The sequence below is a fragment of the Lentzea sp. HUAS12 genome (assembly GCF_024125735.1).
Lineage (GTDB): Bacteria > Actinomycetota > Actinomycetes > Mycobacteriales > Pseudonocardiaceae > Lentzea > Lentzea albida.
The window spans coordinates 2,137,296-2,153,481 of the sequence record NZ_CP099738.1; the positions used below are offsets into that span (position 1 = coordinate 2,137,296).

The following is a 16,186-nucleotide window of genomic DNA, read 5'->3' on the forward strand; positions in this document are numbered from 1 at the left end:
ACGGGCATGGCCTCAGATCCCAAAGCCGACCTGCACCGCTACCTCAGGACCGCCCGCGAGTCGTTCCTGTGGAAGCTCGAGGGCCTCTCGGAGTACGACGTGCGCCGCCCGCTCACCCCGACGGGCACGAACCTGCTGGGCCTGGCCAAGCACCTGGCGTGGGTCGAGGCGGGCTACTTCGGTGACTGCCTGGGCCGCCCGTTCCCGGAGAAGGCGCCGTTCGACCTCGACGCCGACCCGAACGCGGACATGTTCGCCACCGCGGACGAGTCCCGCGACGACGTGCTGGGCATGTTCGCGCGGGCGACGGCGTTCGCGGACACCACGATCGAGGAGCTGCCGCTGGACGCGCCGGGTGTGGTGCCGTGGTGGCCGGAGGAGCACAAGTACGTGACGTTGCACCTGCTGCTGGTGCACGAGATCGCGGAGGTCAACCGGCACGCCGGGCACGCGGACATCCTGCGGGAGGGCCTCGACGGGGTGGCCGGGCTGCGGGCGGGCGGCTCGAACCTGCCGGAGCAGGACTGGCAGGCGTACTGGAACCGGGTGGAGGCGCAGGCGCGCAAGGCGTCGGGACAGGCGTAGGAAGCCAGGCCGTTCACGTGCTGGAATCGCGGCTGACAGGGCGGCGGGAACGATCAATACTGCGGGGCATGGGTAAGGAATACGAGCGCATCGAGCCGCGGCTGTGGAAGTTCATCGAGGAGCAGAAGGTGTTCTTCGTGGCCAGTGCGCCGCTGGCCGGGGACGGGCACGTCAACCTCTCGCCCAAGGGCCGTCAGGGCACGCTGCGGATCCTCGACGACCGCACGGTGGCCTACCTCGACTTCGGCGGCAGCCACGCGGAGACGATCGCGCACCTGCGGGAGAACGGCCGGATCACGTTGATGTGGTGCGCGTTCGAGGGTCCGCCGAACATCGTGCGCGTGCACGGGCGCGGTGACCCGGTGTTCCGCGACGACCCGCGGTTCGCCGCGCTGGTGGCGGGGTTCGGGGAGGCGGACGCACCGGCGTTGCGGGCGGTGGTCGTGGTGACGGCGGAGCTGATCAGCGACACGTGCGGGTTCGCGGTGCCGTTCATGGACTACCGGTCGGAACGGGACCTGCACGCGGACTACTTCGGGCGCAAGACCGATGACGAGTTCCGCGAGTACACGAACAAGAAGCCGTACAACATCGCGAGCATCGACGGCCTGCCCGCCGTGCCGCTGCCGTTGCCGCCGCGCTGATGCGCGGGTGATGTCGAGAACGTCGTCGTGGCTTCGTCCCGGGGGCATGACGATGACGAAGAGCGAGATCACCGAGGTGCTGAACCGGCCGTACAGCAGGGACTTGCTGCACCGCGACCTGTGCCGGCTGGCGTACGTGGCGAAGGACGGCACACCGCGGACGGTGCCGATCGCGTTCGACTGGAACGGTGAGCGGCTGGTGCTGTGCACGTCGACGAACGCGCCGAAGCTGCACGCGCTGCGGGCGAACCCGGCGGTGGCGCTGACGATCGACACCGAGGTGCACCCGCCGAAGATCCTGCTGATCCGCGGCACGGTCGAGCTGGACGTGGTCGACGGCATCCCGGACGAGTACCTGCGGATGAACGGCAGCTACGAGATGACCGCCGAGCAGCGGGTGGGGTGGGAGCGGGAGGTCCGCTCGCTCTACGACGGCATGGTGCGGATCGTGGTGACGCCGACGTGGGCGAAGCTGATCGACTTCGAGACGACGCTGCCCAGCGCGGTGCAGGAACTGGTGCAGCGCCGGTCAGCGCGACAGGAAGCGGTCCAGCACGCGCACGCCGAACTCGAGGCCTGAGACGGGGACGCGTTCGTCGACGCCGTGGGCCATCGCGCGGTAGTCGAACCCGGCGGGCAGCCGCAGCGGTGAGAAGCCGTAGCAGTGGATGCCGAGCCGGCTGAAGGCCTTGGCGTCGGTGCCGCCGCCCAGGCAGTAGGGCACGACGTGCGCGGCCGGGTCCTCGTCGCGCAGGGCGTCGGCCATGGCGGTGAACCAGGGCGTGTCGACCGGGGCTTCGACGGGCGGCTGGTGTTCGAGGAACTCGCGGGTCACGCCGGGTGAGAGCAGTGAGTCGATGTCGGCGACGAGCTCGTCGACGGTGCCGGGCAGGGTGCGGACGTCGAGCTGCGCGGTGGCGGTGCCGGGAATGACGTTGACCTTGTAGCCGGCGGACAGCATCGTCGGCGTGGTCGAGCAGCGCACGGTGTTCTCCACCAGCTTCGCCGCCGGGCCGAGACGGGCGAGCGTGCCGTCGACGTCGTCGAGGTCGACCTCCACCCCGAGCGCCTTGCCCACGCCCACGAGGAACGCCTCGACGGTCGGGGTGAGCCGCACCGGGTGCCGGAACGCCGCGATCCGCGCGAGGGACGTGACCAGCGCGGTGACCGCGTTCTCGTCGTTGCGCCGCGACCCGTGCCCGGCGCGTCCGGTGGCGGTGAGCTTCATGTGCGAGGTGCCGCGTTCGGCGGTGCCGACCGGGTAGAGCCGCACGCCGCCGACGTCGTAGGAGAACGCCCCGGACTCGCTGATCGCCGCCTGCACCCCGGCGAAGTGCGCGGCGTGGTGCTCCACGAGCCAATGCGCCCCGTAGGCGCCCTGGTCCTCCTCGTCGGCGACGAACGCCAGCACCACGTCCCGGCGCGGGCGGCGCCCCTCGGCGTGCCAGCGGTCGAGCACGGCGAGCGTCATCGCGGCCATGTCCTTCATGTCCACCGCGCCCCGGCCGTGCACGAACCCGTCGCGCACCTCCCCGGCGAACGGGTCGAAGCTCCACTCGGCCGGGTCGGCGGGCACGACGTCGAGGTGGCACTGGACCAGCACGGCGGGCAGCGACGGATCGGTGCCGTGGACGCGGGCCAGGACGTTGGTGCGCCGCGGCGCCGGTTCGAGCAGCGTCGGCGGCACCCCGCTGTCCTGCAGCAGCGCCGCGACGTGTTCGGCGGCCTCCCGTTCGCCCGCGGAGTCGCCACCGCCGCGGTTGGTGGTGTCGAAGCGGATCAGCTGCGCGCACACCTGCGCGACGTCGAGCGCCATGGATCTCACCGTATCCGCCGCCGTCGTGTGGAATCGTCATGGGCCTGTGCCGATCGACTTGGCGGGACGCCGGTGCACCTGCAGAACGCCCTGGAAGGGCTCGCGCTGAACCCGGCGCTGTCCGCGGCCATGGTCCGGCGGCTGATCGCTCACGACGCGGTGGGGACACGGCCGGACCTGACCCCGGAGGTGGTGGACGAGATGATCGCCACCGGCCGGCCCCGGCTGCTGCGGCAGCTGACGATGAACGAGAGCCTGCCCGGCTCGTCCCGGTTGCGGCTGGCACGCCATTCCGACACCTCCGTGCGGGCCGGTGTCGCCGCGGGCTGTGTCCAGGGCACGTCGCGTGAGGTGGTCGAGTTGCTGCTGGCCGATCTCGAACCGGAGCCCCGCAGGCACCTCGTCCGCAACAGCGCCGTGCCCGACGACCTGCGGGCACGGCTCGCCACCGACCCGAGCGCGCAGGTCAGGGCGGAGCTGGCCGGCCACTGGCCGGCCGCGCCCGAGCACGTGCGGCGCACCCTGCTGACCGACCCGGACGCCACCGTCCGCGAGGCGGCGTGCTCGACGCACCAGGCACCACCGCCCGACCTGGTCCCCGCCCTGCTCGCCGATCCGGTCACCAGAGCCGGGACGATCCGCCACCTCACCCTCGGCGACGCGACCGCGCACCGGCTCTCCCAGGACCCCGACCCCGACGTCCGGGCCGAACTCGCGGTTGCCGCCGGAGCTGCGCGACGCGCTCGGCGCGGATCCGAACCCGCAGGTCAGGGTCGGGGTGTTCGGGCGGCAGGACACCCCCGAACCGCTGCGGGCGGCCATCCACGCCCAGGTCGGCTCCGCGCCCCTGTCGTTCGACCCGCTGGGCGACGCCGAGCAGGTCGAGCGGGTGGTGGCGGCCGGTGAACTGCGGATGCTGCGCCTGGACTGGGTGCGGGCCGACCCGGCGCCTCACGTCGACTCCCCGTACCCGTGTTTCCGCGCGTCAGCGGCCTCCAGTGGTGAGGCGTTGCCGGCGGAGGCGGTGGCCCGGCTGCTCGCCGACGTCGAGCACGACGTCCGGTGGGTCATGGCCGAGCACGCCCCGCACCTGGTGGACGCGGCGGCCGCGGAGCGCCTGGAACGCGAGTTCGATCCCGCGGACACGAAGTTCTCCCCGTGGCGGCCGGCGGACGTGCTGACGTTCCCCGCGGAGGTGTTGCGCCGCTTCGCCGCCGACGAGGACCCGCGGATGCGGTGCCTGGCGCCGCGCGACCCCGATCTGCCCGCGGAGGTCGCCGCCCGCCTGGCCACCGATCCCGACGCCGCTGTCCGGTGCGCGGTCGCGGGCCACCGCGATCTGCCCGTGGAGGCGCTGCTCGCGTTGCTCGACGACTCCGACCGCGCGACCGTCGAGCGTGCGGCCCGTTCGCCGCGGCTGCCGGTGGAGCAGAGGGAACGGCTGTTGCGGCTCGCGGGCCTGTAGTCAGCCGTACACGTCCTCCATCGCCGCCCCCGCGATGTGGGTGACGACCTTGAAGGCCTTCATGGCGTCGGTCATGGACACGGCGTCGAACCCGACCCGCCGCACGCCGATCAGCTCCACGGTCGGCACGACGGCGGCCGCGTCCGCGAGGTGCGAGGCATCGAACTCCACCTCGATCCGGTGAGGTGCCACCACACCTTCGGTGCGCCCGGCCGAGGCCATGGAGGCGGTCGAGGCTTCTGTGATCTGTGAAGAAGTCACGGCGGGTGGCAGGCACACGGCGGCGTAGCGCGAGACGCATTCCTTGACGGCCACCGTCCACGCGGTGGTGGCGTAGGAGGCGGCGTCGGCGCAGGTGAGGTCGTCACCGGTCACGAGCAGCACGGGAACGCCGTGTTCGGCGGCCAGGGCGGCGTTGAGCCGTCCCTCGGAGGCGAGGACGCCGTCGAGCCACACGCCGGTGATGGAGTTCTCCATGTAGGTGTGGGCGAGCACGCCTCGGGTGCCCGCGGCGGTGTGGTAGCCGAGGAAGACGACACCGTCCACTCCGGAGTCGATACCTTGCATCATCGACAGCGGTTTGTGGCGGCCGGTGAGCAGGCGTGCCCCGTGGTGGAGGTCTTCGAGCAGGAGGTTGCGTTGCGAGGAGTGGGCCTCGTTGACGAGCACCTCCGTGGCGCCGCCCGCGAGCAGGCCGGTCACGCAGGCGTTGACGTCCGCCGTGAACAGGCGCCGGAACCGCTGCCACTGCTCGGTGCCGGGAACGACGTCCCCGGTCCAGGTGACTCCGGTGGCGCCTTCCATGTCCGCCGAGATCATGATCCGCACACTCGGTAAGTTAGCGGCGGGCTGCTGGGGAAGAGGGGTTTTCGTGCGGGTGAAGTTGTGCGCGTTGCTTGCAATTGCAACGACAATGGGGCTGGCGGCACCTCCGGCAACGGCACAGGCGCCGGTCGTGCTGAAGGTCGCGATCGTGCAGCAGATCGACTCGCTGAACCCGTTCCTCGCGGTGTTCCAGTCGAGCACCGAGATCGGCCGGTTGATGTACGACTACCTGACCGCCTACGCCGCGGCGGACCAGTCGGTGACCGAGGGCATCGCGAACAGGTGGGAGCCCTCGCCCGACAAGCTCACCTGGACCTTCACCGTCCCGGACGGCAAGAAGTGGTCCGACGGGCAGCCGATCACCGCCCACGACGTGGCGTTCACCTACGACCTGATGCTCACCGACGAGGTCGCGCGCACGGCGAACGGCAGCTTCGTCACCAACTTCGAGTCCGTCACCGCGCCGGACGACCGGACCGTGGTGATCAGGACGAAGACGCCGCAGGTGACGATGCTGGCGCTGGACGTCCCGATCGTGCCCCGGCACGTGTGGGAGAAGGCCGGCAGCATCAAGGACTACGCCAACGACCGGATGCCCGTCGTGGGTTCCGGGCCGTTCGTGCTCACCGAGCACGTGCCGGGGCAGTTCATCAAGCTCAAGGCCAACAAGAACTACTGGCGGGGCGCGCCGAAGTACGACGAGCTGCACTTCGTGTACTTCCAGAACTCCGACGCCGCCGTGCAGGCGCTGGGCAAGGGCGAGGTCGACCTGGTCAACCGGATGGCGCCCGCCCAGTTCGACTCGCTCGAGGGCAAGGCCGGCGTCACCCGCAACAAGGCCCAGGGCCGCCGCTTCACCGAGCTGATGATCAACCCCGGCGCGCAGACCCGCACCGGCGTGCCGATCGGCGACGGCGCCCCGCAGCTCAAGGACGTCGCGGTGCGCCGGGCGATCGCGCAGGCCATCGACCTCGACGCGCTGGTCCAGCGGGTCAACCTCGGCTACGCGGTCAAGGGCGCCGGGCTGGTGCCGCCGGTGTTCGGCAAGTGGCACTGGCAGCCGGGCGAGGCGGAGCGCAGGTTCGACCCGGCCGCGGCGAACGCGGCACTCGACGCCGCCGGCCACCCGCGCGGAGCCGACGGCACGCGGTTCGGGCTGCGGCTGATCGGACGCGCCGGACGCGCCTACGACGAGCAGGCCAGCGAGTACCTGAAGCGGTCGATGAGCGACATCGGCATCGCCCTGGACGTACGGCTGGTGTCGGACAACCAGCTCAACGAGGCCACCACCGCCGCGACCTACGACCTGGCGTTCTCGGGCTGGTCGACCAACATCGACCCGGACTTCGTGCTGGGCCTGCACACGTGCGCACAGCGGCCGGGCGCGGACGGCAAGGGCGGCACGACCGACACGTACTTCTGCGACGAGACCTACGACAGGCTCTACGCCCAGCAGCTCTCGGAGTTCGACGAGGCCAAGCGCGTCGAGATCGTCAAGCAGATGCAGGCCCGCTTCTACGACCAGGTGCCCGCGGTGGTGCTGGCGTACGAGAACGCGCTGGAGGGCTACCGGTCCGACCACTTCGCCCGCTTCACCACCCAGCCCGCGCAGGGCGGCGTGATCATGGCCCAGAACGGCATGTGGGGCTACTACGGCGCCGAACCGGCCGACCGCACCGCGCAGGCGCAGGGCAGCCGGTGGACCGGGCTCGCGATCGGCGGTGTGCTGATCGGCGGCCTGGCGCTGGTGGTGGTGTGGATGGCGCGGCGGCGCAGCGCCACGGCCGGGGAGCGCGAGTAGGTGCGCCTGGCCGGTCGGATCGGTGGTGCCGCGCTCAGCCTGCTGATGGTCGCGGTGCTGGGCTTCTTCCTGTTCCGGGTGGTGCCGGGCGATCCCGTGGTGTCGATGACGCGGGGCCGCCCGACCACCGAGGCGTTGCAGGCCGAGCTGCGCGCGCAGTTCGGCCTGGACCGTCCGCTGCACGAGCAGTTCTGGAGCTACTTCACCTCGTTGCTGCAGGGCGATCTCGGGACGTCGTTCACGTTCCGGCGCCCGGTCTCCGAGGTCATCCTGGAACGGCTGGGGCCGACGGTGCTGCTGGTCGGCACGGCGACGCTGATCGCGGTGCTGCTGGGGCTGTGGCTCGGGGTGCGGGCGGCGTGGCGTCGTGACTCGGCGTTCGACCGGATGACGACGGGGGTGTCGCTGACGTTGTGGGCGGTGCCGACGTTCTGGCTCGGCATGCTGCTGATGATGGTGACCGGCGACCTGTTCCCGTCGCGGGGCATGCGCGACACCGACACGGCACCGGACTTCCTGTCGCAGGCCCTCGACGTCGGCCACCACCTGGTGCTGCCGTCGGTCACGCTGGTGGCGGTGGTGTGCGCGGAGTACGCGCTGGTGATGCGGTCGTCGTTGCTGGAGGAGATGCACGCCCCGTACCTGACGACGGCGCGGGCGAAGGGGCTGCGCGACGACCTGGTGCGCCGCCGCCACGCCGTGCCGAACGCGGTGCTGCCGGCGATCACGCTGGTGTTCCTGCGGTTCGGGCTGGTGGTGGCGGGGGCGATCACGACGGAGACGGTGTTCTCCTGGCCGGGTCTGGGGTTGTTGTTCTACGACGCGCTGACCGGGCCGGACTACTTCCTGCTGCAGGGGTTGCTGGTCGTGACGGCGGGCGCGGTCGTGGTGATGAACCTGCTGGCCGACGTGCTGCACGGGGTGCTGGATCCACGGGTGAAGGTCGTATGAGCGTGTTCTCGAGGCTCGGCGGACGCCGGGCGGGGTTCCTGGCGCACCGGGCCGGTGTGGCGGGTGCGGTGGTGCTGGCCGTGGCCGCGCTCGTGTCGCTGCTCGCGCCGCTGTTCGTCCCCGCGGACGCGCTGGACGTCACCCGCGTGACGGCCGGTGCGTGGCAGCCGCCGGGCGCGGGGCACTGGCTGGGCACCGACCACACCGGGCGTTCGGTGGCGTTGCTGGTGGTGCAGGGCACGGGCACGTCGTTGTTCGTGGGGCTGACGGCGGCGGTGCTGTCGGTGGGCATCGGCACGCTCGTCGGTGTCGTCAGCGGTCATTTCGGGGGCCTGCTCGCGGGGGCGTTGCTGCGAGTGACGGACTTCTTCCTGGTGCTGCCCGCGCTGGTGCTGGCGATCGCGTTGTCGACGGTGCTGCCGCGCGGCCTGGGCACGATCATCCTCGCGATCGGGCTGACGAGCTGGCCGTCGACGGCGCGGATGGTGCGGGCGCAGACGCTGACGATCGAGGCGAGGCCGTTCGTGGAACGCGCACGGGCGCTGGGTGGTGGTCACGCGCATGTGATCGGCCGGCACGTGCTGCCGTCGGTGGTGCCGCTGGTGCTGGTGAACGCGACCCTGGCGGTGGCGTCGGCGATCGTGGCGGAGTCGACGCTCGCGTTCCTCGGGCTGGGCGATCCGACGCGGATCTCGTGGGGCGCGATGCTGCACCAGGCGCAGCTGCACGGGGCGGTGCCGCAGCGGGCGTGGTGGTTCCTGTTGCCGCCGGGGCTCGCGATCGTGGTCGTGGTGCTGGCGTTCACGCTCGTCGGGCGGGCGCTCGAAGCCGTTGTGACGCCGAAGAGGTAGCCGCATGCTGGAGTTGAAGAACCTCACCGTCCACTACGGGCACAAGCGCGTCGTGCACGACGTGAGCCTCACCCTCGCTCCCGGTCAGACGCTGGGGCTGGCCGGTGAGTCGGGGTCGGGCAAGTCGACCGTGGCGATGTCGGTGCTGCGGTTGCTGCCCAGGACCGCGCGCGTCGAGGGCGAGGTCCTGCTCGACGGCGAGGACGTGCGGACGATGTCGTGGGGCCGGCTGCGGGCGGTGCGGTGGGCGTCGGCGTCGATCGTGTTCCAGGGCGCGATGCACTCGCTCAACCCGGTGCGGCGCGTCGGTGAGCAGATCGCGGAGCCGATGCGGCTGCACGGCACCCCCGGCAGCGTCACCGAGCTGCTGGAGCAGGTGGAGCTGCCGCGGGAGAAGGCCCGCGCGTACCCGCACGAGCTGTCCGGCGGGCAGAAGCAGCGGGTGATGATCGCGATGGCGCTGGCGTGCGGGCCGCGGCTGGTGATCGCGGACGAGCCGACGACGGCGCTGGACGTGGTGGTGCAGGCGCAGGTGCTGGCGGTGCTGACGCGCCTGGTCGCCGAGCAGGACCTGGGCCTGCTGATGATCAGCCACGACCTGTCGGTGCTCGCGCAGACGTGTGAGGACCTGGCGGTGATGCAGGGCGGTGAGCTGGTCGAACGCGGCCGTGCCCGGGAGGTGATCGCGAACCCGCGGCACCCGCACACCGCGGCGCTGACGGCGGCGTTCCCCGTCATCGGCGCCCCGCAGCACCGCTGGACCGAGCCGGCGCCGGCACCGCGGCCGCTGCTGCAGGTCCGGGACCTGGTGGTGGACTACGGCCGGACGCGCGCCGTGGACGGGGTGGACCTGACGATCGGGCGGGGCGAGATCGTGGCGCTGGTCGGGCAGTCCGGCTCCGGCAAAACGACACTGGCCCGTACCATAATGGGGCTGCGGAAGCCGTCCTCCGGTCGGGTGATCTTCGACGGGGCCGAGGTGGCCACCAGAGGCAGGGCGCTCAAGGCGTTCCGCCGCCAGGTGCAGCTCGTGCTCCAAGATCCTTCCAGCGCGCTCAACCCACGCCACCGGGTGTTCGACGCGGTCGCCGAGGGACTGCGGGTGCACGGCGTCGACGGCGACCACGAAGCCCTGGTCACGGCCGCTGTGGAACGGGCGGAGCTGCGCCCGGCGAACCTGTACCTCGACGCCCTGCCGCACGAGCTGTCCGGGGGCCAGCAGCAGCGCGTGGTGATCGCCGGCGCGCTGGTGCTGCAGCCCCGTCTGCTGGTGGCCGACGAACCCGTCGCCTCCCTGGACGCGTCGGTGCGCGGGGAGGTCGTGGCACTGCTGCTCCGGTTGCGCGCGGAACTGGGCCTTGCTTCATTGCTCATCACGCACGACCTAGGGCTGGCGTGGCAGATCGCCGACCGGGTCGCGGTGATGCACCAGGGGAAAATCGTGGAACAAGGCCCGGTCGAACAAGTCCTCCTCACCCCGTCGCACGACTACACGCGCGCCCTGCTGCGCGCGGTGCCTCAGGTCTAGAGCGTGATCCCGATCGAACACGCCCGCTATCGGGCGTCGCTGACGCCTGCCGAGATAGGGCGGGGCGGAGCCGACGGCTGGGTCGCGCTCGGCGACGTGCCGGAGCTGGCCCGGCTGGCGTGGCACGACCTGGGCCGCCCGCCCGGTGTGCTGGCCGAACTGGCCAGGGCGGACGATCCGGAGCACGTGCTGGAGCTGTGCCGGATCCTGGCCTCGACCTCGCGCGCCGACACCGCGGCGGTGTGGCGCTACCTGGCCGCGGACCTGGACCGCACCGGTGAACGCTCCGACGGCCGGCAGCGGTTCCTGCTGGACCGGGTGCAACGCGGTCTCGGCGTGGACTGGCACGACTACGCCGCGCTGATGGGCATCGCCCGCCCCGAGGACCTCGACGCGGCGTTCGACCGCGGCGAGGACATGGTCGGGGTGGCGGTCATCGGCCTCGCGCTGTCGCACCCGGACCCGGTGCCCGTGTTGCGGCGGGTGGCGCGGGCGCTGGACCACAACCGCCTGGAGGTCCGCCGCCAGGGCGCGACGGCGCTGGCGCACGTGGCCCGCATCCACGGCGTGGTGTCGCGGGAGTGCCTGGACGTGCTGCGCCGCCATCCGGACGAGGTGGCCGAGGACGACCTGTGGACGTTCATCGCGCACCACCGGCTGCCGGCGTGGTTGTGGTGGCGGCGGGTCAGGTCACGGGCAGGGCGGCGAGTTCCGCGCGCACGGCGGTCTCAGTTACGCGGTTGCGCTGCCCGCGGGCGCGGCGCAGCGCCTCGCCGAAGTGCCGCCGGGCCTGCTCGAGGTCTCCTTCGGCCTGCGCGATCCGGCCGCGTTCGCGGGCGATGTGGCAGCGCATCTCGTCGGGCCCGTACCAGCCGCCGGGGGTGAGGCCCCAGGCCCGGTCGCACTCGGCGCGGGCGGCGAGGTGGTCGCCGGTGACGCGGGCGAGCGCGGCGAGGCCGAGGTGCGCGCCCGCCTGCACGACCAACGCCCCGGACCGCCGGGCCAGGGTGAGCGCGAGCTCGAAGTCCTCCCGCGCGCCGTCCAGGTCGCCTCCCGCGGCCTTCGCCTGGGCCCGTGCGGTGACGGCCTCGGCGGTGTCCTCGGTGGCGCCGAGCTCGGCGAGCAGGCCGCGGCCCCGTTCGACGTGCTCCAGGGCGGCGGTGGCGTCGCCTTCGGTCAGCAGGATCTCGCCGAGCTGGGTGAACGCGAGCGCGGCGCCCCACCGGTCACCGATGCGCGTGAACGCGGCCGCGGCGTCACGCAGCATGGCCTTGCCGGTCGCAGGATCGCCGCCCATGCGCGCGACCAGGCCGTCGCCGACGAGGGCGAGCGCGGCGCTCCACGGGTCGTCGCCCAGCAGCCGGGTGCGGTGGTGCCACAACGGCGAGTCGTTCTCCGGGGCGCCGAGCGCCATGCCCCACATCATGGTCATGATCGGGTAGCGCGGCGGGGTCTCGAACGTCGCGAGCAGCGCGTCGGCCTGGTGGATGCGGGCGCTCTGGTCGCCGGTCGCGACGGGCCAGGCGATCAGCAGGCACAGCGCGTACTCCTGCTCACGGCCTCCGGGCGGGGTCTCACCGCACGCGTGCAGGACGGCGTCGGCGAGCCGGGCGGCCTCGGTGCGCAGGCCGCGGCACCAGTAGTAGGTGGCCAGGGCGGCGACGAGTTCCAGGGCGAGGCCGAGGTCGTGGGTCGTGGCCCAGGTGACGGCCGCGACGAGGTCGTCGTGATCGGCGGCGAGCCGGTCGAGCCAGGCGATCTGGTCGGCCGCGCGCAGGTGCGGCTCGGCCTCCTGCGCCCGTGCGAGGAACCAGCGCGCGTGCTCGTGCCGCAGGTCGGGTGCGTGGGTGGCGCAGAACGCGCGGACGGTCTCGAGCATCCGGTAGCGGTCGTCGGCGACCTCGACGAGTGACTTGTCCACCAACGACGTCAGTGTGTCCACATCGGACTGGCACACGGTGGTGACGGCGTCGAGGCGGGCGCCGCCGGAGAACACGGTGAAGCGGGCGGCGAGGTCGCGTTCGGCGTCGGTGAGCAGGTCCCAGCTCCACTCCACGACGGCGTGCAGCGTGCGGTGGCGGGGCGCGGCGGTGCGGCTTCCCTTCGACAGCAACCGGAACCGGTCGTCCAGGCGCGCGGTGATCTCCGCCAGGGGCAGGGTGCGGACGCGGGCGGCGGCGAGCTCGATGGCGAGCGCGATCCCGTCCAGGCGCCGGCACACCTCGGCGACCACCTCGTGGCCGGCGTGGAAACCGGGCTTCACGGCCTGCGCGCGGTCCAGGAACAGCCGGGTGGCGGCGTCGTCGTCCAGGGCGGTGACGGGGCTCAGCGTCTCGCCGGTGATGCCGAGCGGCTCGCGGCTGGTCGCGAGCACCCGCACGTCCGGGCAGGCGGCGAGGACGCCGCCGAGCACGCGGGCGGCGTCGTCGATGACGTGCTCGCAGTTGTCCACGACCAGCAGCACGTGCCGGGACGCGAGTGCTGCCCGCAGCCGTTGCCCGGCACCGACCGGGCCGGACGCCAGCATCCCCGACTCCCGCACCCCGATCCCGTCGAGCAACGCCCGCACGACGTCGGCGGTGGCGCTGAGGTCGACGAACGCGACCTCGCCCGGCTCGCGGTGCGCGACCTCGACGGCGAGCCGGGTCTTGCCCGTGCCACCGGGGCCGACGAGCGTGACCAGCCGGCTCTCCCGCAGCCACTCCGCCACGCGCCGCAGGTCCTCGTCGCGGCCGACGAAGCTGGTCAGCTGTGCGGGCACACCCCGATGGGGCGCCTGCGCGCGCAGCACCTCCAGGTGCGCCGCCGCGAGCTCGAGGGAGGGGTCGACACCGAGCTCCTCGGCCAGCAGTTCCCGGCCGCGCGCGAACACCTCCAGCGCCTCGCCCTGCCGGCCGTCGCGGTGCAGCGACCGCACCAGCGCGGCCCGCAGGTCCTCGCGCAGCGGATGCTCGGAAAGCAGGTCGCGGAGGTCTTTCGTGGTCCCGCCGGAAAGTGCGCAGTTGATGAGCAGTTCTGTCAGCGTGTGCCGCGCCACCTGCACGAACGGCGCGTCGACATCGGCCAGTGCGGGCCCGCGCCACAACGCCAGCGCCTCGCAGGCCCGTCCGGCACCCAGCAGTTCCGCGCACCACAGGTGATCGACGTCGGCGGCCTCGGCGACGAGCCGGTACCCGCCTGGGTGGTGCTCGATCACCACGCCCGGGACCGTGCGGCGCAGCCGCGAGACCTGCGACTGCAGGGCATTCGCGGCACCCGCCGGCGGCCGCGGGTACAAGCCGCCGATCAGCTGGTCGTGCCCCACGATCCGACCAGCGCCGAGCACGAGCATCGCCAGCAATGCCCGCTGCCGCGGCGCCGCGACCTCCACGCCGTCGACCAGCACCGGACCGAGCACCCCGAACCTCACAGGGCCTGATTCTCCCCGAGTCCGCACACCCACGAGGCCGGAATCGCGACTGCGCCGAATAGGTCGACTATCGATGCAATCCGGTGACCCGCCGTATCCGCCCGGCCACGTGCGGTCTCCTTCCGTTCGGTCGGGGACGAAACGGAATTCGAGCGGAGAACCATGAGACCCAGCATCACGGTCGGCGCCGCGCTCGCGGCCACCGTGGCACTCGCCATCCCTGCGCACGCCGCCACCGGCGCCCTGCCCGGCGGCACCAGCATCGAGGTGACCATCACGAGCCCGGCGGACAACGCCGTCGTCCTGCCGGGCCCGGTCACCGTCACCGGCAAGGCCTCCATCGGCACCGGAGCCGCGGTCGTCGACACCGCGCTCACCTACGTCGTCGACGTGTCCGGCTCCACCGCGGCCGGTGTGGCCGCGGGCTGCGGCGGTGACGTCAACGGCGACGGCCAGGCCGACAGGGTCCTCGACTGCGAGGTCGCCGCGGTCAAGGCGCTGCACGCGAAGGCCGCCGTCCCGAACACCGTCGTCGGCAGCGTCGGCGGTGCCGTGTTCGGCTCGTCCGGCGCGACCGTCGACATCAGCCCGGCCGCGGGGGAGCAGAAGACCGTCGCCCCCGGATCGGACGCCAACGCCAACGGCACCAACGACGTCGTCGAGGCGATGGTCAGCGCCCGCGTCGGCGGTGTCGGCCTGTTCACGAACTACAGCGTCCCCACCGGCACGAACTTCGCCGCGGGCCTGGACGCGGGCCTCGCGACCGCGGTCACGGCGCCGCAGCAGCGCAAGCTCATGGTGTTCCTGTCCGACGGCGCCGGCAGCGGCAACGTCGACGCCGCCCTGCAGCAGGCCGTCAACGCGGGCATCAAGATCTTCACCTTCGCCGTGTCCAGCGGCTCCGGCTGCGACATCGGCCCGGACTCGCTGCGCAAGATCGCCCAGACCACCGGCGGCACCTGCACCGAGGTCCCGGACGTCTCCCAGCTGCCCGACGTCGTCCCCGGCGTCATCGCCTCCAAGCTCACCCAGCTCACGCTGAAGGTCGACGGCGGCGCCGACATCCCGATCACCTCGATCACGCCGGGCCTGCCGCAGGACGGGCCCGCGACCGTCGACTACACCGTCGGCACCCCGGCCCTCACGCCCGGCAGCCACCAGCTCTGCGTCACCGCGCGCGGCACCGACGGCGGCGGAGCCGGTGACGTGACCGAGTGCGTCACCGTCAAGGTCAACGCCCCGCCCGTGGTCGCCCCCGGCGGCCCGTACGCGGGCCAGGAAGGCACCGACGTCGGCCTCGCCGGCACCGTCACCGACCCCGACGGCCCCTCTCTGAGCACCACGTGGACCGCCACCCCGCAGTCCGGCGTCGACGCGGGCGCCACCTGCTCGTTCGGTGACGCCGCCGCCCAGACCACCACCGTCCGGTGCACCGACGACGGAGTGTGGGAACTGAAGCTCACCGCCGGCGACGGCCTCAACCCGCCCGTCACCCAGGCCACCACGCTGACGCTGACCAACGTCGCCCCGGCCGTCACCATCACCGCCGACAAGACGCTCGTCACCCGCGGCACGACCGTGAACTTCACCGCGCCGTTCACCGACATCGCCACCAACGACAAGCACACCTGCACTCTGAACTTCGACGACGGCAGCCCGGTCGTGAACGGCACCGTCGCCCAGGGCGCGGGCTCCGGCACCTGCACCGCCTCCCGCACGTTCACCGCTCTGGGCCCGCACAACGTGCTCGTGCGCGTGACCGACGACGACGGCGCCTCCGCCACCGCGGTCGTCAAGGTCGTCGTCTACCTGCGCGGTGAGGCGTGGGCGCTCAACGCGACCGGTCTGGTCACGGTCGCGAAGACCCCGCACGCCCAATGCCCGCCCAACGAGGACAAGACCGTCGCCACCGTCACCGTGGCGGGCCTCGCCTCGGTGAACGCCCTGCACGCCGACTGCACCCTCAACGCCGACACCGGAGCGACCGTGGCCAGCGCACGGGTGGAGGGAGCCACCCTGCTCGGTGGGGCGATCAAGCTCAACGCCATCGAGGCCACGTGCGTCAGTGACGCCAACGGCATCACCGGCACGTCGAAGGTCGGCACGCTCAACGGCCAGCCGATCGGCACCGGACCCGCCACCGTCGGCATTCCCGGCGTGGCGACCGTGCACCTCAACGAGACCGCGACCGGACCGAACGGCCAGCTGATCCAGAACGCCGTCCGCGTCCGCACGCTGCTCGGCCAGGAGATCGTCCTGTCGGCCTGCCGCCTGGGCTGACCCCGCTGATCAGCGCACGGTGACGCTGGGG

The 16,186-nt window shown here is 72.4% G+C and carries 13 protein-coding genes; 10 read left to right on the forward strand and 3 right to left on the reverse strand.

What is annotated here, in order from left to right; genetic code table 11:
• Window positions 1–6 precede the first annotated feature (6 nt).
• From ND450_RS09185 to ND450_RS09195, 3 genes are all read left to right on the forward strand, one after another.
• Window positions 7–585 (forward strand): DinB family protein, encoded by a 579-nt coding sequence (locus tag ND450_RS09185; RefSeq protein WP_253325714.1) that lies wholly within the window; start codon window positions 7–9, stop codon window positions 583–585.
• Between the two features lie 68 nt (window positions 586–653).
• Window positions 654–1,229: a pyridoxamine 5'-phosphate oxidase family protein gene (locus tag ND450_RS09190; RefSeq protein ID WP_253325715.1), complete on the forward strand. Its 576-nt coding sequence runs from the start codon at window positions 654–656 to the stop codon at window positions 1,227–1,229.
• 52 nt (window positions 1,230–1,281) lie between these two features.
• On the forward strand, window positions 1,282–1,809 hold the full coding sequence (locus ND450_RS09195) for a pyridoxamine 5'-phosphate oxidase family protein (RefSeq protein WP_253325716.1): 528 nt from the start codon (window positions 1,282–1,284) through the stop codon (window positions 1,807–1,809).
• Here ND450_RS09195 and ND450_RS09200 read toward each other — a convergent pair.
• Complete coding sequence (locus tag ND450_RS09200) at window positions 1,759–3,045, reverse strand: M20/M25/M40 family metallo-hydrolase (protein WP_253325717.1); 1,287 nt, start codon at window positions 3,043–3,045, stop codon at window positions 1,759–1,761. The genes ND450_RS09195 and ND450_RS09200 overlap by 51 nt on opposite strands.
• Before the next feature lie 72 nt (window positions 3,046–3,117).
• Here ND450_RS09200 and ND450_RS09205 point away from each other — a divergent pair, with 72 nt between their 5' ends.
• Together ND450_RS09205 and ND450_RS09210 are read left to right on the forward strand one after the other, a co-directional pair.
• Complete coding sequence (locus ND450_RS09205) at window positions 3,118–3,951, forward strand: hypothetical protein (protein ID WP_253325718.1); 834 nt, start codon at window positions 3,118–3,120, stop codon at window positions 3,949–3,951.
• Complete coding sequence (locus ND450_RS09210) at window positions 3,938–4,510, forward strand: hypothetical protein (protein ID WP_253325719.1); 573 nt, start codon at window positions 3,938–3,940, stop codon at window positions 4,508–4,510. The genes ND450_RS09205 and ND450_RS09210 overlap by 14 nt, the downstream gene beginning before the upstream one ends.
• Here the strand turns inward: ND450_RS09210 and ND450_RS09215 are convergent, their stop codons facing one another.
• Window positions 4,511–5,338, reverse strand: coding sequence for a M55 family metallopeptidase (locus ND450_RS09215; RefSeq protein ID WP_253325720.1), 828 nt, complete (start codon window positions 5,336–5,338; stop codon window positions 4,511–4,513).
• Window positions 5,339–5,465: 127 nt separating this feature from the next.
• On the opposite strand from ND450_RS09215, the gene ND450_RS09220 reads away from it, so the two are divergent.
• Genes ND450_RS09220 through nikE form a run of 4 tightly spaced genes read left to right on the forward strand, consistent with a single transcriptional unit; the run spans window position 5,466 to window position 10,466 of the window.
• Window positions 5,466–7,136: an ABC transporter substrate-binding protein gene (locus ND450_RS09220; protein ID WP_253325721.1), complete on the forward strand. Its 1,671-nt coding sequence runs from the start codon at window positions 5,466–5,468 to the stop codon at window positions 7,134–7,136.
• Window positions 7,137–8,087 carry an ABC transporter permease gene (locus tag ND450_RS09225; RefSeq protein ID WP_256557474.1) on the forward strand — a complete coding sequence of 317 codons (951 nt, stop codon included), beginning with the start codon at window positions 7,137–7,139 and terminating at the stop codon, window positions 8,085–8,087.
• The gene (locus ND450_RS09230) at window positions 8,084–8,938 is read left to right on the forward strand and encodes an ABC transporter permease (protein ID WP_253325722.1); all 855 of its coding nucleotides are present in this window, start codon (window positions 8,084–8,086) and stop codon (window positions 8,936–8,938) included. Before ND450_RS09225 ends, ND450_RS09230 begins: the two co-directional genes overlap by 4 nt.
• Window positions 8,939–8,942: 4 nt before the next feature.
• Window positions 8,943–10,466 carry an ABC transporter ATP-binding protein gene (gene nikE / locus ND450_RS09235; protein WP_253325723.1) on the forward strand — a complete coding sequence of 508 codons (1,524 nt, stop codon included), beginning with the start codon at window positions 8,943–8,945 and terminating at the stop codon, window positions 10,464–10,466.
• A 685-nt stretch (window positions 10,467–11,151) separates the two neighbouring features.
• Here nikE and ND450_RS09240 read toward each other — a convergent pair.
• On the reverse strand, window positions 11,152–13,875 hold the full coding sequence (locus ND450_RS09240; RefSeq protein WP_253325724.1) for a BTAD domain-containing putative transcriptional regulator: 2,724 nt from the start codon (window positions 13,873–13,875) through the stop codon (window positions 11,152–11,154).
• A 162-nt stretch (window positions 13,876–14,037) separates the two neighbouring features.
• Here ND450_RS09240 and ND450_RS09245 point away from each other — a divergent pair, with 162 nt between their 5' ends.
• Window positions 14,038–16,155, forward strand: coding sequence for a choice-of-anchor P family protein (locus tag ND450_RS09245; RefSeq protein WP_253325725.1), 2,118 nt, complete (start codon window positions 14,038–14,040; stop codon window positions 16,153–16,155).
• Window positions 16,156–16,186 lie beyond the last annotated feature (31 nt).

Coding starts and splice junctions, on each gene's coding strand:
- ND450_RS09200 (WP_253325717.1), bottom strand. CDS start 3,045: ATGGCGCTCGACGTCGCGCAGGTGTGCGCGCAGCTGATCCGCTTCGAC.
- ND450_RS09195 (WP_253325716.1), top strand. CDS start 1,282: ATGACGAAGAGCGAGATCACCGAGGTGCTGAACCGGCCGTACAGCAGG.
- ND450_RS09185 (WP_253325714.1), top strand. CDS start 7: ATGGCCTCAGATCCCAAAGCCGACCTGCACCGCTACCTCAGGACCGCC.
- ND450_RS09230 (WP_253325722.1), top strand. CDS start 8,084: ATGAGCGTGTTCTCGAGGCTCGGCGGACGCCGGGCGGGGTTCCTGGCG.
- nikE (WP_253325723.1), top strand. CDS start 8,943: ATGCTGGAGTTGAAGAACCTCACCGTCCACTACGGGCACAAGCGCGTC.
- ND450_RS09245 (WP_253325725.1), top strand. CDS start 14,038: ATGAGACCCAGCATCACGGTCGGCGCCGCGCTCGCGGCCACCGTGGCA.
- ND450_RS09190 (WP_253325715.1), top strand. CDS start 654: ATGGGTAAGGAATACGAGCGCATCGAGCCGCGGCTGTGGAAGTTCATC.